This is a genomic window from Paenibacillus sp. J22R160, from assembly GCF_059692135.1.
In genome coordinates, this window is the sequence record NZ_JCAUAU010000034.1 from 17944 (window position 1) to 38971 (window position 21028).

A 21028-nucleotide genomic window follows, 5' to 3' on the forward strand; every position below is an offset into this window, starting at 1 on the left:
TTGAAACAGACAACTGTTGGTATTGAAGAGTTAAGCATCAACGCCATTCGCACACTAACGATTGACGCTGTCGAGAAAGCCGCAATGGGCCATCCCGGCATGCCGATGGGTGCCGCTCCTATGGCCTATGCCCTATGGACACAGCACCTCAAACATAATCCTGCCGATGCCAGATGGGTAGACCGCGACCGCTTTGTTCTTTCTGCGGGACATGGTTCGATGCTGTTGTACAGCCTGCTGCACCTAAGCGGCTATGGCCTGACATTGGATGATATCAAAGAATTCCGGCAATGGGGAAGTCTTACACCAGGGCATCCAGAATACGGTCATACAGTTGGTGTAGAAGCTACTACGGGACCGCTTGGCCAAGGTGTGGCGATGGCTGTCGGTATGGCGATGGCTGAAGCGCATCAAGCTTCTGTATATAACAAACCGAACTTCCCTATCGTTGATCATTATACGTATGCCATTTGCGGTGACGGCGATTTGATGGAAGGTGTTTCCTCAGAGGCTGCGTCCTTAGCAGGGCATTTAAAATTGGGTAAACTAATCGTGCTTTATGATTCTAACGACATTTCACTTGACGGAGATTTGAACATGTCGTTCTCCGAGAACGTTCGGACACGAATAGAGTCCTATGGCTGGCAGTACTTGCGGGTGGAAGAGCAGAATAATATCGAAGCGATTTCCGCTGCGATCGCAGAAGGTAAGGCAAATACAAGCCGCCCGACGCTGATTGAGATCAAAACAACCATCGGTTACGGCTCACCGAACAAAGCCGGCAAAGGCGGGCACGGCGGTACGCACGGCTCACCGCTTGGCAAAGAAGAGCTGCTCCTGACGAAGCAGGCGCTGGGTTGGCCGCTTGAGCCGGATTTCCATGTGCCGGCTGAGGTGTACGAGCATTTCGCCCACTTCAAGGAATTGGGCGGCCAGGCTCAAAACAGCTGGGAGCAGCTGTGGAACAGCTACCAGGCTGCTTATCCCGAGCTCGCTAAGCAGTTCGAGCTCGCAAGCAGCGGCGCACTTCCGGCGGATTGGAACGCCGATGTGCCGCGCTTTACACCAGAGAGCGGCGCGATCTCGACGCGCACCGCGTCCGGTAAAGTGCTCAACGGCTTGGCGAAGCGGGTTCCTCAGCTGGTCGGCGGTTCCGCCGATTTGGCGAGCTCCAACTTCACCATGCTGAACGACGACGCGGCATTCAGCGCCGCGAATTACAGCGGCCGCAACTTCTGGTTCGGCGTCCGGGAATTCGCCATGGGCGCAGCGCTGAACGGCATGCTGCTTCATGGCGGGATAAGAGCCTTCGGTGGCACTTTCCTCGTGTTCAGCGATTACTTGCGCGGCGCGATCCGCTTGTCCGCGCTGATGAAGCTTCCTGTTGCGTATGTGTTCACGCACGACAGCATTGCCGTCGGCGAGGACGGCCCGACGCACCAACCGATCGAGCAGATCCCATCCCTGCGGATGATCCCGGATCTGACGCTGTTCCGTCCTGCGGACGCGAACGAAACGGCTGCGGCTTGGGAGTATGTCCTGCAAGCGAAAGAAGGCCCGTTCGTATTCGCCTTGTCCCGTCAGAACTTGCCGGTGCTGCCTGGCACAGACAAGCTTGCTTATGCTCATATCGGGCAAGGCGCTTATGTTCTGGCTGAGGCCGCTCCTGGAGCTGTGCCGGATGTTCAGCTCGTTGCGACTGGCTCAGAAGTTAGCTTAGCACTTGACGTGAAGAAGCAGTTGGCGCAATATGGAATTGGAGCAAATGTCATTTCCATGCCAAGCCGTGAGCTGTTTGAGCAGCAATCTTTGGACGTGCAGCAGGCGGTTCTTAATCCGAATGTGAAAGCAAATGTCGTCATTGAGATGGCATATCCTGCTGGATGGGAAGAGATTACGGGTGGCGAAGGTTTTGTCGTGGGGATTCGGAAATTCGGAGCATCCGCGAAGGCAGATCGCGTAATTCGTGAATATGGTTTTACCGCAGAAGCAATCGTACAACAAATTAGACAGAAGTATTTCCAAGATTAACCCAAAACGGGAGAAAAGGTAGGGATACACTATGAAATTGTTTATCGACACAGCCAATGTAGAAGAAATTCGTAAAGCTCACGCGTTAGGTGTTGTTGCAGGGGTAACGACCAATCCTTCCCTTATTGCCAAAGAAGGCAGAGATTTCTTCGAAACTGTACAAGAAATCGTTTCTATCGTAGGCGATGTTCCAATTAGTGCAGAAGTTGTTTCCTTGAAAGCAGAAGAAATGGTCGAGCAAGGCAAGAAACTGGCTAAAATTAGCCCGAACATTGTCATCAAGCTGCCAATGACACTTGATGGTCTTCAAGCGACTAGCGTGTTCAGATCACTAGGGATTCCTACAAACGTTACTTTGATCTTCTCCTCGACGCAAGCTCTGTTAGCTGCTCGCGCAGGCGCAACGTTTGTATCACCATTTATCGGACGTTTGGACGATATTAACCAAGTCGGGATGAACCTGATTAAGGAAATCAGCCAAATTTTCCAAGTGCATAACATCAAATCCGAAATTATCGCTGCCAGCGTTCGTCATTCCGCACATGTGATTGAAGCGGCGCTTGCAGGGTCACATATCGCAACAGTGCCTTACAAAGTCATCGAGTCCATGAGCAAACATCCGCTAACTGATGCGGGTATCGAGAAGTTCTTGGCCGATTGGGAAGGCGCAAACCAAAAAACGTTCTAATAGCCTTAGAGTCCAAAGATTCGCTTTGTATAAAGCGAGTCTTTTTTCTCGTTATAGGCTATAGTATTTGTAGGCATTCTATTCTATTTCATGTTATAGAAGGGGAGAGTTCTTATGATTATTAGCGATTTGAAGCATTTCGAACAAGAGCGTCATCTGTGGCCCGCGGCGATAGGTCGGGGGATCGATTACATTTTGAGCCGCAATCTAAGCGAGGCGGAAGCTGGCAGATACGATTTGGAGGGAGATAACGGCCATCTGATGTTTGCTAATGTGCAGGAGGTTGTGACCTGTCCAGTACAGGAACAACTGCCGGAATCTCATGTTGTGTACACGGATATACAGTTTCTTGTCAGCGGCGAAGAAAAGCTTTGTTTCTATAAGCTGCATCCGGATGCTAAAGTCATCGATAACAAATTCGATACGCATGATGTCGCTTTTTATGAAACGGACCCTGCTGAGCTCGAGACAGGCATACTATTGAAGCCAGGCATGTTCGCGGTATGCTTCCCTTCGGATATTCACCGGCCGAACTGCTCCGTCACTGAGGCAAGTGCTAACAAGAAAATCGTTGTGAAAGTACATAAAGATCTGTTGCAACTTTAAAAAATAAACCACAGCATAGAGCTACCATAAAAGGTCAGATTAATAGCCTTATAGGATAGTTTCTATGCTGTCCGATGGTTTTGAAAAAGCAAGCGCGAACTAAGGTCCCGCTATTTTCCAAGAAATCGATGCTTCAGCTAGAAATAGTATCCTATAGTTCCCTCTCGCACAACCGCCTCAAAAAAAGACGGCCCAAAGTCATTCGTGACTTGTAGACAGCCCCTTTTTCCAACCTTCACCTACTCAAGCCTTAACCGGAATCATCCTAGCTTCTCTCCATTTACCGAACTGATAGTAAAGTAGATTCAGCGTCACGGCAACACTGAAGCTGACAGGAAAGCTCCACCAGATGACGTCGAACCCGTACTGGTGGGAGAGCACTGTGGCGAGTGGGATACGCACTAGCAACAGCGCGATGAAAGCCACTACGAGTGGGAATACCACGGAGCCAGCGGAGCGAACGACGCCTGCCACAACGTTAAATACACCAAAAATGATAAACGACCACAGCGTTATATTATTGATATGCACCCCGAGCGCGATCGCGTTCCCTTCTGGCGGAAGGAACAGCGAGACGACTTCTCGGTTGAACACCGTCAGCACGGCGACAATTAGTCCCGTCATCACAATGTTGACGCCAACGCCGGTCCACGTTATGCGGTTCACTCGGCCCCACAAGCCAGCACCGATGTTCTGTGCGGCCATGGAGGTAACGGCCCCGCCGATCGCCATGGCTGGCATTTGCACATAGCTGGATATCTGCATGGCTACGCCAAAAGCAGCCGTCGATTCAGATCCATACGAATTTACGAGATGTACGAGCAATAAATTGCTGACAGAAACGACGACCATGTTTAACCCCATAGGCACCCCTTTTTGAATCAAGGTCCGAATAATGATCCAATCGATGCGCAGCAGCGGGAGATCTTCTCTGGTAATCCGCAGAAAGTACTTTTTGCGATACAAATACAGAATAAGCAGCACGAAGCTGATCAATTGAGCAATGAAGGTGGCTACAGCTGAGCCGGCAATACCCATTTTCGGAAAAGGCCCAATTCCGTCAATCAAAACTGGATTCAGGATGACGTCCAATATCGCGGATAACAGTAAGAAGTAGAAAGGCGTCTTCGCATCACCCGAGCCGCGCAATATGGCCATAATCAGGTTGAAGCCAAACATAAACGGAACGCCAGCGAACAGAATCCGTGTATAGGTAACCGCAAGGTCCTTCACATCTGGCGGTGTGTTCATCCAAGTTAGAATGGTTGTGGAGAATAGCAATCCGAACGCAGCAACTAGAATTGAAAGAGTAAGAAAGAAGACGGTGCTGGTGCCGACTACTTTTTTGGCTTCGTGGTTTTTTTTCGCACCGAGATTTTGACCGATCAAAATAACGGCAGCCATCGCAAACCCGAAGATTGAGCTAATTAAAAAGAACATAATGATGTTGGCATTCGATGTCGCCGCAAGAGCGCCTTCACCGAGATATTTACCAATCCACACGGCATTGATAGAGCCGTTAAGTGTCTGAAGCACGTTGCCTAGTAGAATGGGTAATGAAAATAAAATTAATGTTTTGGCAATAGGCCCTTCCGTTAGAGAAGGTCGTCCTTTTGCTGGGTTGTCCCCGTTTCCGCGCATGATAGCCTCCTGCTGATTCTGACTTCCTATTATGTAATTCTTTTTTACTTATGAGTTCCTTTCTTTATTTCGAAATTCGGCGCTCCAGAATAAAAGGACCAAAAGGAATGAAGGCAGCCAGGAAAGCGCCCAAAACTCGCCCAATAGACCAGCGATGTATGAAGGTGACCCAAGCGATGGACAACAAATAGAGTACGAAGAAAAATCCGTGAGCCATCCCCACAAACTTTACGGCCTGCGGAAGGTCGAATGCGTATTTGAGCGGCATAGCAATGCCTAATAAGATCAGAAAGGATATTCCTTCAACCCTTCCAACATAGCGCAAGGTGTTTAGTGATAGTTTTAGCAATATGTACAGCTCCTTAGACGTAAATTTGTAAAATCAAATCTATTCTATAACAGAAATGTGTAGGGAGTATGAACAACGTGTTTCGATTGGACACAACCTAGTTTTTTTAGTAGGATAGTAGGAATAGCTTAATAATAGCTTCATAGAGGTAGGGGGAAATCAGATGCTTCGACTTGGTGAGAGAGTCATCGTCATAGGGGATAGTTTAGAACAAAATCTGCCGATTGGCGGATATGGATATATTATTGCTTACGACCGTAATAACGATAATATTTTCGATTACGTCATTCGTGTGCCCAAAGATAATAAGCACTATTATGTGCCTGCACTCGATATAGAGTTAGAAGAAGTGCTTCTTCATGAGGAAGCGGCTCAGGTCGAGAAAGAAGCGTTGATCGATTTTGCGCTAGCCACTAAGAATGAAGAACTGTTCCGAAGAGTGATGAACGGCGATGCAAGTCCAGAGCCGGAAAAGGAGCGGGACAAAGAAGTGCAGTCCAGAGAAGAATTTATTAAACAAATCGGGTTGAAAGCCTGGATTTAATAGACAATTTAGGAAATAGAGGTGTCCCAAGCCATGAGAACTGGTTGTTGGACACCTTTTTTTTACGGCTATTACTTATAAGAAGACTCCTTAGCGAAGTTTCGGTTTCTGTTTCCCTGCAAAAGCAAGAGCCTGCCTCTAGGTGTATCTACCATAAAGGGCAGGCTCTTTTTTTTCTAAAAGCCGGTTGATAAAATCGGCAAATGGTGGTACATTAATAACCGAACATAAAACTATTTTAGTATTTTAGTTCTGAGGTGCGCATATGGATGCCAAAAAACAATTAATTATGGAATCTGCCAAGAAATCTTTTTCCCTTTTCGGGTACAAAGGCACGACGATGGATCAGATCGCCAAAATTGCCGGTGTCGGCAAAGCGACGATCTATACGTTTTTTGCGAATAAAGAAGAACTCCTGCACGACATTATTCAGTCGCTAATTGCTGAAATGAAAGCAGTCGCCGAGAAAGCGATCGCGGAGGAAACGACGTCTTTTGAGAAAATTCATAGCGCGCTTTATGGCGTTCTCGTTTTCCGCAAAGAGCATGAGCTGCTCATTCAGTTGGCTCACGAGGTGCAGCAATTTGGCAGCCCGGTTACGATCGAAGCCATGGCCAGTATTGAGACGGAAGTTGTTCAGTTCATATCTGAACATATTGAACGTGCGATACATAATGGCACGATGAAAAATTGTGAGCCGAAAATGACGGCTTTTATATTATTTAAGCTATATGTAGCGTTAGTGTTCGATTGGGAGAAGCAGAATGAGCCTCTGACCGATGAAAGGATTCTAAAGTTGTTGCAGATTTACTTCGGCAATTTCATTAATGATTAAAATTTTTATTATTTTGTGGAGGGATTTTTTTATGCGTTTTATTCGACCAATGGTTTATTCTGCTATGGCGGTTGTCATCGGAACAAGTGCCTTTCTGCTAACCTCGAAGGAAGCTACGAGTCAAACGGATGCCGTGAATCAAGTGCATCCTACAGCTTATATAGAAACGAACGAAGTGAGTGCCAGCTTTAAGGTAGGCGGCAGAGTCACTGAGGTCCTTGTGAAAGAAGGGGATGCGGTGAAAAAAGGACAGGTGCTGGCCCGTCTGCAAAGCGCCGAGATTGAAGCGAAGGTCGCTCAGGCCAAAGCTGCAGTCGCGCTCGCGCAAGGTAAAATTGCCGAAGCGCAAGGGGCGACGGCTACCGCGGAAGCGAAGAAGCAGCAGGGTATCGCGGGCGTGAACGTGACGGCGGATACGGCGGAGCAGCAGGTCGCCCAGGCCCAAGCAGCGGTGAACGCCGCGCAAGCGAAGGTGGATGCGCTGAAGAACGGCGCCCGCCCGGAGGAGAAGAAGCAGGCCGAGATTCAATTCCAAGCGGCTTCGGAAGTGTACACGATAGCCGAGCAGAATTTGAATCGGATGAATGCGATGCTGGAGCAAGGTCTTGTCTCGCAAGCGGATGTAGACAAGGTGAAGGTCAGCTTCGAGGAAGCGAAGACCAAGCGCGATCTAGCGCAGCAGCAGCTGAACATGGCGAACCAAGGCCCGCGGGAGGAAGAGATTCGCGGAGCGGAAGCTTTGCTGGAGCAAGCCAAAGCGTCTTTGAAGCTTGCTGAGGCTAACCGCGGGACGGTGCAAGTGAGACAAGGCGATGTCACCGCGGCTGAAGCAGCCGTGCAGCAAGCACAAGGCGCGATCAAATCCGCGCAGTCCGGCGAGCAGCAAGCACAAGCCGCGCAGCTGGAAGCGGAGACCTACTTGAGCTATACGGAGCTGCTAGCTCCAACGGACGGTGTGGTTTTATACCAATCCGCGCAAGTGGGCGAGCTTGTAGGTTCTGGCTTCCCTGTGCTTTCTATGGAGTCTACAGAGAAACGCTGGGCTAAGTTTTACTTGCCGGAGACCTCGATTGCTGGACTCAAAGCAGGGAACAAAATCAGCATGACCATGCTGTCAACAGGCGAGAATGTCGTAGGTACCGTTACGTCAGTGGCGGCAGCGCCGGATTTTGCCGTCAAAAAAGCGACGCAAACCTCAGGTGAAACGGATATCCGTTCCTTTGGAATCAAAATCGAACTGGGCACATTGCCTGACACAGCCACAACCGGCATGACCTTGCAATGGAACGGTAAAACGGAAGGATGATGAAAGAGATGGATCTTCGGATTGGCAAGCTGATAACGGAAGAATGGATGCACATTCTGAAGGACCGGCGTCTTTTTCTGATCTTGTTCTTCGTTCCGGTGATGTATACCGTGCTTTTCGGTTCCATTTATGTCCACCACAAAGTCACGGAAATGGCGACGGTTGTCATCGATGAAAACCAAAGTCCGCTCAGCCGTCAGGTCATTCAAGCTTTTGAGCAGAGTGAATCATTCGAGATTAAGAAGGAATATCACTCGGAGGAGGACGTGAAGCGCGCCTTGGAGACGGGGGAAGCGAAAGTAGGATTAGTTATTCCTTCGAACTTTGAGGCGAAGTTGAAGCATGGTGAAACGCTGCCTCTTCTCACCTTAATTGACGGCAGCAACATGATGATTTCGAACTCAGCGACCAAAGGCGCGAACGAAGTGATCACAACCTTCAGCATGGGGTATTCTCAGAAAAAGCTGCAATTGCAACAAGGACTTCAAAATGAGCAGGTCATGAACACTCTTTCACCGATTCCTTACCGGTATCGGATTATGTATAACTCTACGTTTAACTATAGCGATTTTATGCTGTACGGTCTTGTGGGGGCTATCCTGCAACAAGTGTTATTTCTCGGTATTGCTTTAACGATTACAAGGGAGAAAGATGCGGGTACATGGCAGCGTTTTGAGGCTTGGAAAAGAAACCCATGGCGCATCGCGTATGCAAAGACAGCTCCATATTTCTTGATTAACATTTTTAACACGTCAGTCACCTTCGTTATTGCTTTGTATGCTTTTGGCGCTCCTATGGGCGGAAGTTTGATTGTTGGCTTGGCCATTATCCTTAGTTTTACTTTCGCGGTCAGCGGGATCGGCTATCTCATCAGCTTGTTCTCAGGCAATCAACTCGGGGCTACGCAAACGGCGATGCTCATTGCTGTGCCGTCCTTCATGCTTTCAGGCTTCACATGGCCGTTCGAGGCGATGCCGAAAGCTCTGCAGGTGTTCGGCCACATGCTGCCTCTCACATATTTCTTGGACGGCGTGCGCAACGTGTTCGTCAAGGGCAACGATTTCTCGGTCATTTGGCATGATTGCGTTGCGCTTATTTTAACCGGAGCATTGACATACTTCATCGCCATGCTGTTAACGCGCTTTGTTGTCTTTTCCAAGAAGAAAGCATCCGCTAATCAGCCTGCGCTGCCGTCCAGCTCCAATCTCACTGCCTAATTATTCAAGGAAGGAAGCGATTTTTTTGAAAAAAACGCTAATAAGTCTCTCTACAGCTCTGTTACTCCTTTCAGGTTCGGCTTTCGCTTATGCCGATACGGCTCAGGATCCTGATCCCGATCAAAATGTTTACGTGAACGAAGATATCCTGGAGACCGTATCCTCCATTAATTTAGATTACGTTCTGGATAAAGCGTTGAAAGACTCACATAACCTAAGCTTGCTCACTCTAAAATATGCCGCCCAAGGCAGCAAAAAGGCTGACTTGGAGGAGCAAGTGAATAATATGGGCTCACCATCGTTAACGCCAGGTCACCTGCCAAGCACGCCTTCGGAGGTTACGAATACAGGGAATCCGCAGCTGCCGAATCTCACAGACCCTACCGATATTGCCTGGACCGTGATGCAAAATACCGCCATAAACCAGATGATGCAGGGTATGGGCGCTCTTGCCGGCGGTATGAACGCGATCATTTCCTCCCAAAGAGCTCAGATGAGCACGGCGGCGCATCAATTAGGAACGGATCAGAGCAACTCGCTGCTCCAATCTGATGAAGCCAAAGCTGGTATTCGCTTGCAGACCATCGCGCAATACGTGCAGCTGCTTGGTCAGAAGAAACAGCTCGCTTTCATGAATGAATACGAAGGTGTGATGGAGAAAGAATTGCTCCGCGCAACGCTTCTTTCGCAGCAAGGTTTGGCTTCCTCGGAGGATGTGCTGACAGCGCAGAAAGCCATTAACAAACAGAAGGACGATAACGCCACTTTACTGAACAATTATCGTCTGGGACTTGTGCAGCTTTCAACGGACATCGGAATTTCTTATGATCCAAACCTAGTTGTCCAAGACATCGATACTATTTCAATGGAGCCTGTTGTAGAGACGGACACGATAACTTTATTGAAAGCTTCCTATCAAATGAAAACATCCGGCAATAACTTGGATGAGGCTGTATGGGAATCAGGTCACACCGTTACCCAGACTACGTATGGGGACACCTACTTGGGTGTGAATGTGGCGATCAACGGGCAGAAAAACGAGCAAACCAAGCTCGAGCTGACTAAGAAAATTCAAACGACCTATAATGATGTTAGAAATGCCTATGCAGCCGTGCTAACTGAGCAGCGGAATTTAACCGACGTTCAAGCGGATTTTCAAAAAATGAAGTTTCGCTATGAGGTAGGCGCCATTTCCAAGCATGATTTAAATAAGTTTCAGATAAAAGTAGATCAAATTGATACAACACTAGCCGCTGCCAAACTGAAGTATTATGTGTTAAAAGAAAAAGCGAAAGCTATGGATACAGGATTCATCCAATAAAATCATCACTTATCATTAACCGCAGTTCCTTATTCGCGGAGGTTCCATAGAACCTTTGCGGCAAAGGGGCTGTGGTTTTTTCTGGATTGAGTTCACTAATTATCTGGGATATAATGAAAAGAATGACTAAATGCTGATTCAAAGGGGTGTAGAGAACTTGAGCATTACCAGAAAAGATGTCGATCATGTCGCGAAGTTGGCTAGACTCGATCTAAGCGAGAATGAGAAAGAACTATTTACCGGACAGCTTAATGCCATTTTAAAATATGCGGAGCAGTTGAACGGGTTGAATACCGAAGGAGTAGCTCCAACGAGTCACGCTATGCCGTTAGTTAATGTAATGCGGGAAGACGTCGTTAAGCCGTCGCTGCCGATCGAGAAAGTCATGGCGAACGCCCCTGATCAGGAAGACGGGCAATTCAAAGTTCCGGCTGTTTTAGAATAGAGAATAGAGAACCATATGAAAGGGTGTGCCTGTCGTTGTCTTTGTTTGATCTAAACCTACAACAAATTCACGCGAAGCTTCAAGGCAAAGAGATTACTGTTGCCGATCTCGTGGATCAATCCTATACAAGAATTGGGCAAGTGGAAAGCAAAGTTCGCGCTTTCCTTACATTAGATGAAGAGAACGCAAGACAAGCTGCGGCCAGATTGGACGAGCAGCTGACGAGCGGTCAAACGCGTGGCGATTTATTCGGCCTTCCCATCGGGATCAAAGATAACATGGTCACAGAAGGTTTGAGAACGACTTGTGCTAGTAAGTTCTTATCGAACTACAATCCGATCTATGATGCGACTGTTGTCAGCAAGCTGAAAGAGGCGCAAACGGTCACCATCGGCAAGCTGAACATGGACGAGTTCGCGATGGGCGGCTCCAACGAGAACTCCGCCTTCCATCCGACCCACAATCCGTGGAACACGGATTATGTGCCAGGGGGCTCCAGCGGGGGTTCTGCTGCTGCCGTAGCTGCAGGCGAGGTGTATTTCTCGCTGGGCTCCGACACCGGCGGCTCGATTCGCCAGCCGGCTGCTTATTGCGGTATCGTCGGGCTGAAGCCGACGTACGGCCTTGTGTCCCGATATGGTCTTGTCGCGTTCGCGTCTTCGCTCGACCAGATCGGGCCATTGACGAAGAACGTAGAAGACTCCGCCTATTTGCTGCAAGCTATCGCTGGCTATGATGCGAAGGATTCCACTTCTGCGAAAGTGGACATCCCTGATTATCTCAGCGCATTGACTGGAGATGTCAAAGGTCTGCGTATTGGCGTACCGAAAGAATACATGGGCACAGGGATCGACCCTGCGGTGAAAGAGAAAGTCCTCGAAGCTCTTAAAATGCTTGAAGGCTTAGGCGCAGTATGGGAAGAAGTATCCCTGCCGCATTCCGAATACGCGGTTGCGACTTATTATCTACTTGCTTCATCGGAAGCCTCTTCGAACCTCGCGCGTTTTGACGGGATTCGTTATGGCGTTCGTTCAGACAACGCCAACAATCTGCTTGACTTGTATCATCTCTCCCGCAGCGAAGGCTTTGGCCCTGAGGTCAAGCGCCGGATCATGCTTGGAACTTATGCACTAAGTTCAGGTTACTATGATGCTTACTATTTGAAAGCACAACAAGTCCGCACATTGATCAAGCAAGATTTTGATCAAGTGTTTGAGAAATTCGATATCATCATCGGGCCAACGGCGCCGACGCCTGCTTTCAAAATTGGCGAGCAAAGCAACGACCCGCTCACAATGTATCTTAATGATATCATGACCATTCCGGTCAGCTTGGCGGGTATTCCTGCGATTAGCGTACCTTGCGGATTCGTGAATGAACTTCCGGTTGGCCTGCAAGTCATCGGCAAAGCGCTGGATGAAGCTACCCTTCTGCGTGTAGCCCACGCCTTTGAGCAGCATACAGATCACCACAAGCAGCGCCCGCAATTGTAGGTTCATAGTTCATGAGTAACGAAGGAGGCATTTATTTTGTCGGCAACAGATACCCAATTTGAAACGGTCGTCGGTCTTGAGGTTCACGTGGAGCTTCATACCGCATCCAAAATATTTTGCGGTTGTGCAACCTCATTCGGTGCACCTCCGAATACGAATACATGTCCCGTTTGTTTAGGACACCCGGGCGTATTGCCCGTGCTGAACCGCCAAGCGGTGGAATATGCTATGAAAGCTGCGATGGCGCTGAACTGCACAATTTCCACGCATAGCAAATTTGACCGCAAAAACTATTTTTACCCGGATTCACCCGATGCTTACCAAACTTCCCAATATGATCAGCCGATTGGCTTGAACGGTTGGGTTGATATTGAAGTGAACGGTGAAACCAAGCGCATTGGCGTGACACGCGTGCATTTGGAGGAAGATGCGGGCAAGCTGACGCACGTGGATGGCGGATATGCCTCGCTCGTGGACTTGAACCGTGCCGGAACGCCGCTCATCGAGATCGTGTCCGAGCCTGATCTGCGTTCGCCGGAGGAAGCTCGCGCTTACTTGGAGAAGCTCAGAGCAATCATGATCTACTGCGACGTGTCTGATGTGAAAATGGAGGAAGGCTCGATGCGCTGCGATGCGAACATCTCCTTGCGTCCATTCGGACAAGAGAAGTTCGGCACGAGAGCCGAGCTGAAGAACATGAACTCGTTCCGCGGTGTCCTGAAAGGGCTGGAGTACGAGGAATATCGTCAAGCGGACATTCTTCGCAGCGGCGGTGTCGTGGAGCAGGAGACGCGCCGCTGGGATGACGGACAGGGCAAAACGCTCTCCATGCGCGGCAAAGAAGATGCGCACGACTATCGTTACTTCCCGGATCCGGATCTCGTTAGCCTTTATATCGACGATGCTTGGAAAGCTGCCGTCAAAGCTACGATTCCTGAGCTGCCGGATGCCCGCAAAGCGAGATACAGCAGCCAGTTTGACTTGCCGAGCTATGATGCGGACGTCATCACAGCTTCCATGAAGCTGGCTAACTTCTTTGAAGAGAGTCTTAACTATACGCAGGATGCCAAAGCGGTCTCGAACTGGATCATGGGCGATCTGCTCGGGTACTTGAATGCGAACAATCTTGAGCTTGCTGATGTCAAAGTGACAGGCAAAGGACTAGGCGAAATGATCGGCCTGATCGAAAAAGGCACCATTTCCAACAAAATTGCCAAAACCGTCTTTAAAGAAATGATCGAATCCGGTAAAGAGCCACAGAAGATCGTGGAAGAGCAAGGACTCGTTCAGATTAGCGACGAGGGCGCGATTAAAGCTGTTGTTCAGCAGGTTGTTGACAATAGTCCGCAATCGGTTGCCGATTTCAAAGCCGGTAAAGAAAAAGCCGTTGGCTTCTTGGTCGGTCAAGTCATGAAAGAAACCAAAGGTAAGGCAAATCCAGGACTGGTTAACAAATTAATTCTGGAGTGCCTGAACAGCAAGTGATACAGTAAAGTGGTGACCCTTGTGGACACCACTTTTTTTATTATTTCTTTGAAGGAGGCATCCGCATGTCTATACAATCGCTTTCATTGCATACAAATGAGGAAATCCTGCACCTGTTAGCGCTACAAATCGCTTCCTATCGCGTTGAAGCTGATCTGATTGGCTTTGAAGACATCCCTCCGCTTAAGGATGGCATTCAGTCTATACGCGAGGCTGAGGAGACGTTCTATGGCTATTACGTGCAGGAAGAGAATGAGCGCAAGCTGGTTGGCGCGATCTCCTACTCCCGTGAAGGTTGTGTAGTCACGATCTGCCGGATGATGGTTCATCCTAATTTTTTTCGGCGTGGTATTGCTAGAGCGCTATTGGAACATATACTACAAAAACAAGAAAATAATGGTGTACATCTTTTTATTGTATCTACGGGTACGGCGAACTTGCCAGCCATCAAGCTCTATCAAAGCTTTGGTTTTACAGTTAAGCGGATATTCACAGTTCCACCGGGCGTGTCATTAACGACCTTCGAGAGGCCAGGTGTCATCACGGTAAAATAAGGAGGCGATAACATCTTGAGCAATCCATGGGTAATTGATCATGTTCATATCACTATACGGTTGGTCTTGGCGCTATTTCTTGGTGGTTTAATCGGATTTGAGCGGGAGATTAGCTCTCATGCAGCAGGACTTCGTACGCATATTTTGGTCTGCGTGGGCTCCGCTCTTGTTATGCTGCTCTCTATGTATGGGTTTGGTGCTTTTGTGAACGAGGTGAACGTTCGCCTTGATCCGTCTCGTTTAGCGGCGCAGGTCATCAGCGGCATCGGATTCTTAGGCGCGGGAACGATTATTTTTAACGGAAGGTCCATTACAGGGCTTACGACGGCGGCTTCCCTTTGGGTGGTGGCTGGGATTGGGCTTGCTGTCGGAGCGGGCTTTTATTATCCAGCTGTCTTGGCTTGCTTTATGGTACTCATATCCTTGTGGATTCTAAACAAAGTGGAGCAGAAATTTTTTAACGGAAAAAAAATCCGCATTCTCAAAATTCAGGCCATTGATCAGCCTGGGACACTCGGGGTGATTACTACCCTTTTAGGTAAACAGAAAGTTGATATTCGCAAAATTACATTGGAAGTACAAGAGAATGAAGACAAGCCGAACCATGTTCAAATTACGTTTCATGTCACGATGCCTAAGCCGTCCATTATCGTCTCCGTGCTTGAAGGAATCAATCAACTTGATGGAGTAAGCGGTGTAACGATGGAAAAAGGAAAAAGTTGAAGGGGTTCTCCCGCAGAGAGCGTCTAAGTTATAAGACGGGTGCAAAGGGGGAGGCAAGGCATGGACAATTTGACGGATGAGCAGCTGATCGACCGGGTCCGTCAAGGTCATTCCGATGCTTATCGTGTGCTGGTAGAGCGACACAAAGGCTATATTTACACAGTTATATACCGCATGGTAGGACATAAGGAAACTGCCGAAGACTTAACCCAGGACGTATTCGTCAAGCTGTTTCGATCTTTATCCCATTTTCGCGGGGAAGCGAAGTTTACGACTTGGCTTTACCGCATGACGACGAATCTCGTAACCGATCATCGGCGTTTACAGAAGCGCAAGCCCTATGAAGCGCTGCTTGATAAGATGAAGGGCTGGTTTTCGGACAGCAAAGAGCAGCCGGAAGAAAGAGCTGTCCTCAAGGACGAGCAAGAACAGATGCAGGGGCTGTTGTCTGATCTTCCGGATAAGTACAGACTCATTATGTATTTGTATCACTATAAGCAGCTCTCCTACCAAGAGATGTCCGAGGCAACCGGATTGCCAGTGAAAACGCTCGAAACAAGACTATATCGGGGAAAAGCGATGCTCAAAGAAAAATGGCTGGAGGTGAATTCGCATGAATCCCAAGCAACAAGAAGACATTCGGCTCACGCAGTACCTAAATAAGCTGTTAGACGAGATGCCGCTTAGCGAACCAAGCCCCTTGTTGACGGATCGTATCATGCGCGCTGTCCAAGCTGATGAGATCTCTGTGCCGCAATCCAATTGGCTGGTATACCGGCGCAAAGCTTGGGCCAACGGACTCGTTGCAACCGCAGCGACCGTTCTTCTGTTCCAACTGGGAATTATTCATAAGATCATGAACATAGATCTAGGCATCATTCAAATTACGATGTACATCCAACATTTATCTGAGTTATTATGACCAGAAGAACGGAGGCCTTTTACATGGCTATATCCAAAGACAGCTCGCATATCCCCCCGTATTCAACAGATTCATCCTATCCAAACTATGCGCCCTATTATCCGATTCCTAGGAAGCGCAAGTGGGTAGCTGGCGTATTATCCTTCATCGTTCCAGGGACTGGACATTTTTATTTAGGTCTCATGCAGCGCGGCTTATTCCTGATGATGTTGCTGATTCTTAATATCTTTATCATTACATCGTTAGCTTCTCAAAATGATACAAGCGTTCCTGCTGTCACCCTCTTTGCCCTGTTTATTCCTGTGATTTATTTCTACAATCTCTTTGATGCGCTTCAAATTACGGATTATGTGAACAGGCGCAATGAGCTTGGCGAGTTTGCAGGGTCCTATGACCATGAGTTTCAAGATCCTTTACAGAAGCTGATCAAAGGTACTAACATGGGTGTACTTCTCGTTGTTGCCGGTATACTCTTTTTTTTGCTCAGCAATAAGCCGCGTTGGTTCACGGGACTCTTCGATTTCATGGGCTCTTATTTAGGCTCAATTGCTCTTGTTCTTGGAGGTTTAGCTTTGTATGTCATAGATTCTCGCAAAAATAAGCACTGACTTGCTTGCTAATCCGGATAACCATGATTGACAAAAGGGAATGACCACACGTACAATATAATGTAAGGTTTTATTGACTAACAGCGGGTGGTGTGTAACATGGCAGCACAATTAGAACAAGCATTAGCTAAATTGAAAACAACAGGTGTTCGAATGACGCCCCAGCGTCATGCGATTTTATCCTATTTGCTGGACTCCATGACGCATCCGACAGCAGATGATATTTATAAGTCCCTAGAATCCAAATTTCCTAACATGAGCGTAGCGACTGTTTACAATAATCTTAAAGTTTTTATTGAATCGGGTCTCGTTCGGGAACTGACTTATGGAGATAGCTCGAGTCGCTTTGATGCGGATATGACAGACCATTACCATGCGGTTTGCGAAGTATGCGGCAAGATTGCGGACTTTGAATACCCGCCTCTTCATGATATTGAGACAACTGCTGCCGGGCAAACGGGTTTTCAGGTTGGCGGCTACCGGTTAGAGGTTTATGGCGTCTGCCCGGAGTGCACAGGGGTTACCAAGCATTGACTTTCGCAGAACTCCTCATAACCTGTTCCTATGTTGTATAATGAAACGTGATCATACCTTCTTGTAAATCGGGAGGTAAGAGAGCGTTTTTTTTCTTTTTATATCGCATATAAGGAAGTGAAATCTTGCAGCAGCGCAGAAGATCGTCGAAGAAAATCCTACTGATCAGTTCACTTATTATCGGGATGTTCGCCGCAGGTGCGGCTTCATTTCTATGGCAGCAGTTCGCCCCTAATCATACGAAAGTCGAAACCGATTATCACGAATTAAGCAAGCCGGTCTTTTATCAAGGGAATTATTATAAATTAAGCGCGATTGGCGAAAAAGAGGGATTGAAGCTTCCGCTCGAGCTCATTCAGGAGTGGATCGACCCTTCTATCCTATATGAAAAAAGCAGTGATTCCGTGATCATCACGACCAAAGATAAAGTGCTGCGTTTAAAGACGACGGAGCTTTCAGCCTTGATGAACGAGAAACCGATCACATTGTCTTTTCCTGTTGAGAAGAAAGGGAGCGACATCTATGTACCGATAGAGCCGCTGCGCCAGCTGTATCCTTTTGAGATTAGAGAGTCTGAGCAGACAGGCGCCGTTCTTTTATTTAAAAAAGGTGAAGTCCTCAAATGGGGAAAGCATACGGACCCTGAAGCTGCGCAGCTGCGAACTTTTGCCTCGATTAAAGCACCGATCGCATCAAGTATCGCCGGAGGCGAGCAGGTCATGCTGCTCGGTGATGAGGAAGATTGGTATCGGGTTCAGCAGAAGAGCGGGCCGATTGGATATGTACGTAAAACGGACATTCAGATAGATCATGATGAAACCATTCCCGTTCAGGAGGAAACATCGTCCTATGTGCCATGGAAGCCGCCTGTCGGTAAGTTAAACCTGACATGGGAACATGTCATTAGCAGAAATCCCGATACAACCAAGATAAGCGATATGCCTGGCTTACAAGTTATTAGTCCTACTTGGTTCTCGTTGTCTGACGGAGAAGGGCGCTTGAAGAACTTAGCCGATGCGGCTTATGTCAAATGGGCGCAAACCCAAAATTATCAGGTTTGGGCGCTCTTCAGCAACGGTTTTGATCCTGATGTGACGAATAAAGCACTATCGACCTATGATAGCCGTATGAAAATCATTAAACAATTGCTTGGCTTTGCGCAAACGTATAAACTGCAAGGCTTCAATATCGATTTTGAAAATGTATATCTCAAAGATAAAGAAAATCTCACCCAATTTGTCCGTGAATTGACTCCTTTTATGCATGAACAAGGCTTAGCAGTGTCCATTGATGTAACGCCCAAATCAACCAATGAGATGTGGTCGATGTTTTATGACCGGACAGCGCTTGCCGAGGTGGTTGATTATATGATGGTGATGGCCTATGACGAGTATTGGGCGACCAGTCCCAAATCCGGTTCCGTGTCCTCTTTGCCATGGGCAGAGAGCTCAGTAAAGCAGATCCTCAATGCGGATAAGGTTCCACCTTCTAAGCTGGTCCTAGGCGTGCCATTTTATACACGTCAATGGACCGAAGAGATGAAAAATGGCAAATTAACGACCACTTCCAAAACGCTAACCATGGAAGCAGCTGCAGCCATTATCAAAGATAAAAAGCTTACCCCAACGTATTTGCCGGATACCGGCCAAAATTATGTGGAGTACAAAGACGGTGAGAAGCTCATTCGCATCTGGTTGGAGGATGAAACCTCGATAAAAGCACGGCTTGATCTCGTTAAGAAGTATGATCTGGCTGGAGTAGCCACATGGAGAAGAGGCTTCGAGCAGTCGCCGATGTGGAAAGTAATCCAGGATGGCTTGCTTCCAGCAGCGCCATAAAAAAAGCCGATCCCTGTTATGTTATGGGATCGGCTTTTTGCTATTTGTGAGCATCAATGAGGCTTATGCTCATGATCTCTGTTTGGTTCTAGCGGAATTGCTTGTGCCGCAGCTGTTTCATTCTCGGCAGTAGGCTGATACTGAGGATCAACCGTGAGAATCGTTTTACAGAACATGCAGCGATCTGTTTTTCCTAGCATTTTAGTTCTTCTTCCGCATTCCGGACAATCAAGAGCAATTGCTGACGTAGAAAGCATGCCGGCCCAGAAGTAGATACCCATACTGACCAACATGGAGATCATCCCGATAATCATGAAGATGACTGCAACTATCCGACCTGCTTTTCCCCAGTCAAAAACGACCCCCGCTAATCCTATAATCATAAGCAGCATGCCGCCCATTGTTAGCGCAAGACCCCACAAGCGGAATTCATTAACTTTACTTGATCTGAAACGCACGCGTTGTTCCCCCCATAAATTAGCTATCAGTTTTGTATGATTTGTCACAGAATACAGCAGGAAACTCCTCTTGCATTGTAGAAATAAGATATAAACAATTGGAGACAGGAGCTTTGGACACCCATGGGAATTGATAAAGAGCAGTTTTTGCTTAAGTTCCGAAATGACGATCGGATCATTAGTGTCATGGCGGTTGATAATCCTAAGCAACTTCCCTCACTTACAGATGGCTTTGATATACTTCTGCTTATCGTTACGAATGACCTGAGCCTGAACAATCATACTACTAATTATATAAGAGACGATTCTCGGATACAAGAAAGGTGGGTAGATCCCTCCTCCATTGAACAATGGATACGTCAAGGTCATAACCGAAATATCCTTCACTGGCTGCTAAAAGGGGAGATACTTCTGGATCAGAACACGTATTTAGAAGGACTGCGCCATCGTATACTTGAGTTTCCGGCTGACCTGCGTGAGCACAAACTTCTTGTTGAGTTCTCTCTTTTTCTGCGTAAATATCTTCAAAGCAAGGAATACATCCTAGATGAGCATTTGCTTGATGCTTACAATAATATTTTAGAAGCTCTTCATCATTGGGCTCGTATTGTCATCATTGAGGATGGCTACCATCCGGAGATTACCGTGTGGAGGCAGATTCGTGCAATAAATCCTGGTGTGTACAAGCTTTATGAAGAATTGACAATGAGTAAAGAAACATTGAAGCAACGAGTTCAGCTCGTTTTGCTGGCTTGTGAATTTTCGGTTATGTCAAAAATGGAAAGATGCTGCGAGGCGTTTATCCAAATCCTCCGAGCCAACGATAAAGCGTTTAGTTCAGATGAACTTCAACAGCATGGTCAATTAATTGAAATAAAAACAGAACTTCCTTTATTGTTGAATAAGCTCGTCAAGAAGGGCTTGATCAAAGAAGTCGCTGTTCTAACTGATGAAAAAACCTCAGAGATTGAGCTGCGGTATACGAGCGTATAACGGTAAAATCCAATGAGAATCAGATGTTATTCTGGTTCTTTTTTTATTTTTATCTTATTGCTTGACTTTAAATACGATTCTATGATAAATTAACTCTCGCCGCTAAAAACGGCTCGCACGAAAAGCTGATGTAGTACAAGGGTGTAAGCAAAGCAAGAAAAAAAGAAAAATAAAAAAAGCTTGCATCGATTGGCCCAAATGTGATATATTATAAAAGTCGCCGCTTAACGGATGGCGAAGAAATAAGAAGAAATTGATCTTTGAAAACTGAACAACGAGTGAGTAAGCACGAACGAGAAATCGTTCAGAAAATAGAGATTATTTATAATCTCGCTAGCAAGTCAATGAGTACAATTAAGCTTTTCTACTATGGAGAGTTTGATCCTGGCTCAGGACGAACGCTGGCGGCGTGCCTAATACATGCAAGTCGAGCGGAG

Annotated in this window: 22 protein-coding genes and 1 rRNA gene; 20 read left to right on the plus strand and 3 right to left on the minus strand. The window is 47.4% G+C overall.

Translation table 11 applies throughout. The features are described from left to right. The 3 genes from tkt to AC58UW_RS32295 all read left to right on the plus strand — a co-directional run bounded on the left by tkt (position 1) and on the right by AC58UW_RS32295 (position 3325). Positions 1–2031, plus strand: coding sequence for a transketolase (tkt, locus tag AC58UW_RS32285; RefSeq protein WP_497424598.1), 2031 nt, complete (start codon positions 1–3; stop codon positions 2029–2031). Positions 2032–2062: 31 nt separating this feature from the next. After that, positions 2063–2719, plus strand: coding sequence for a fructose-6-phosphate aldolase (fsa, locus tag AC58UW_RS32290; RefSeq protein ID WP_497424599.1), 657 nt, complete (start codon positions 2063–2065; stop codon positions 2717–2719). Between the two features lie 114 nt (positions 2720–2833). Then, positions 2834–3325, plus strand: coding sequence for a NanQ anomerase/TabA/YiaL family protein (locus AC58UW_RS32295; protein ID WP_497424600.1), 492 nt, complete (start codon positions 2834–2836; stop codon positions 3323–3325). A 243-nt stretch (positions 3326–3568) separates the two neighbouring features. Here AC58UW_RS32295 and AC58UW_RS32300 read toward each other — a convergent pair whose 3' ends face one another. Then, complete coding sequence (locus AC58UW_RS32300) at positions 3569–4966, minus strand: MATE family efflux transporter (protein WP_497424601.1); 1398 nt, start codon at positions 4964–4966, stop codon at positions 3569–3571. A 64-nt stretch (positions 4967–5030) separates the two neighbouring features. Then, a complete protein-coding gene (locus AC58UW_RS32305) occupies positions 5031–5315 on the minus strand; it encodes a DUF3817 domain-containing protein (RefSeq protein WP_497424602.1) in 285 nt (94 codons plus the stop codon). A gap of 163 nt (positions 5316–5478) precedes the next feature. Between AC58UW_RS32305 and AC58UW_RS32310 the strand changes: the two genes are divergently transcribed. From AC58UW_RS32310 to AC58UW_RS32380, 15 genes are all read left to right on the plus strand, one after another. Next, positions 5479–5859, plus strand: coding sequence for an ATPase (locus AC58UW_RS32310; protein WP_497424603.1), 381 nt, complete (start codon positions 5479–5481; stop codon positions 5857–5859). A gap of 265 nt (positions 5860–6124) precedes the next feature. Beyond that, on the plus strand, positions 6125–6694 hold the full coding sequence (locus tag AC58UW_RS32315; RefSeq protein ID WP_497424604.1) for a TetR/AcrR family transcriptional regulator: 570 nt from the start codon (positions 6125–6127) through the stop codon (positions 6692–6694). Positions 6695–6725: 31 nt separating this feature from the next. After that, positions 6726–8000 (plus strand): HlyD family secretion protein, encoded by a 1275-nt coding sequence (locus AC58UW_RS32320; protein WP_497424605.1) that lies wholly within the window; start codon positions 6726–6728, stop codon positions 7998–8000. 8 nt (positions 8001–8008) lie between these two features. After that, positions 8009–9217, plus strand: coding sequence for an ABC transporter permease (locus AC58UW_RS32325; protein WP_497424606.1), 1209 nt, complete (start codon positions 8009–8011; stop codon positions 9215–9217). A gap of 25 nt (positions 9218–9242) precedes the next feature. Beyond that, positions 9243–10538, plus strand: coding sequence for a TolC family protein (locus AC58UW_RS32330; RefSeq protein WP_497424607.1), 1296 nt, complete (start codon positions 9243–9245; stop codon positions 10536–10538). A 157-nt stretch (positions 10539–10695) separates the two neighbouring features. Then, on the plus strand, positions 10696–10983 hold the full coding sequence (gene gatC, locus AC58UW_RS32335) for an Asp-tRNA(Asn)/Glu-tRNA(Gln) amidotransferase subunit GatC (protein ID WP_497424608.1): 288 nt from the start codon (positions 10696–10698) through the stop codon (positions 10981–10983). A 35-nt stretch (positions 10984–11018) separates the two neighbouring features. Next, positions 11019–12476, plus strand: a complete 1458-nt coding sequence (gene gatA / locus AC58UW_RS32340; protein WP_497424609.1) for an Asp-tRNA(Asn)/Glu-tRNA(Gln) amidotransferase subunit GatA — start codon at positions 11019–11021, stop codon at positions 12474–12476. Between the two features lie 33 nt (positions 12477–12509). Next, positions 12510–13961 (plus strand): Asp-tRNA(Asn)/Glu-tRNA(Gln) amidotransferase subunit GatB, encoded by a 1452-nt coding sequence (gene gatB, locus AC58UW_RS32345; protein WP_497424620.1) that lies wholly within the window; start codon positions 12510–12512, stop codon positions 13959–13961. Positions 13962–14026: 65 nt separating this feature from the next. Further along, positions 14027–14515 carry a GNAT family N-acetyltransferase gene (locus AC58UW_RS32350; protein WP_497424610.1) on the plus strand — a complete coding sequence of 163 codons (489 nt, stop codon included), beginning with the start codon at positions 14027–14029 and terminating at the stop codon, positions 14513–14515. A gap of 15 nt (positions 14516–14530) precedes the next feature. Then, on the plus strand, positions 14531–15238 hold the full coding sequence (locus AC58UW_RS32355; RefSeq protein WP_497424611.1) for an MgtC/SapB family protein: 708 nt from the start codon (positions 14531–14533) through the stop codon (positions 15236–15238). 60 nt (positions 15239–15298) lie between these two features. Then, complete coding sequence (locus tag AC58UW_RS32360; protein WP_497424612.1) at positions 15299–15901, plus strand: RNA polymerase sigma factor; 603 nt, start codon at positions 15299–15301, stop codon at positions 15899–15901. Beyond that, the gene (locus AC58UW_RS32365; RefSeq protein ID WP_497424613.1) at positions 15852–16160 is read left to right on the plus strand and encodes a hypothetical protein; all 309 of its coding nucleotides are present in this window, start codon (positions 15852–15854) and stop codon (positions 16158–16160) included. The genes AC58UW_RS32360 and AC58UW_RS32365 overlap by 50 nt, the downstream gene beginning before the upstream one ends. Positions 16161–16183: 23 nt before the next feature. Further along, positions 16184–16768: a hypothetical protein gene (locus AC58UW_RS32370; protein WP_497424614.1), complete on the plus strand. Its 585-nt coding sequence runs from the start codon at positions 16184–16186 to the stop codon at positions 16766–16768. A 99-nt stretch (positions 16769–16867) separates the two neighbouring features. Further along, complete coding sequence (gene perR / locus AC58UW_RS32375; protein WP_497424615.1) at positions 16868–17302, plus strand: peroxide-responsive transcriptional repressor PerR; 435 nt, start codon at positions 16868–16870, stop codon at positions 17300–17302. 125 nt (positions 17303–17427) lie between these two features. Further along, positions 17428–19140: a glycosyl hydrolase family 18 protein gene (locus tag AC58UW_RS32380; RefSeq protein ID WP_497424616.1), complete on the plus strand. Its 1713-nt coding sequence runs from the start codon at positions 17428–17430 to the stop codon at positions 19138–19140. A gap of 53 nt (positions 19141–19193) precedes the next feature. On the opposite strand, the gene AC58UW_RS32385 is transcribed toward AC58UW_RS32380, so the two are convergent. Next, complete coding sequence (locus AC58UW_RS32385; RefSeq protein WP_497424617.1) at positions 19194–19598, minus strand: YgzB family protein; 405 nt, start codon at positions 19596–19598, stop codon at positions 19194–19196. A 123-nt stretch (positions 19599–19721) separates the two neighbouring features. Between AC58UW_RS32385 and AC58UW_RS32390 the strand changes: the two genes are divergently transcribed. Further along, positions 19722–20591, plus strand: a complete 870-nt coding sequence (locus tag AC58UW_RS32390) for a nucleotidyltransferase-like protein (protein ID WP_497424618.1) — start codon at positions 19722–19724, stop codon at positions 20589–20591. Between the two features lie 366 nt (positions 20592–20957). Further along, a 16S ribosomal RNA gene (locus AC58UW_RS32395) occupies positions 20958–21028 on the plus strand; the annotation flags it as partial.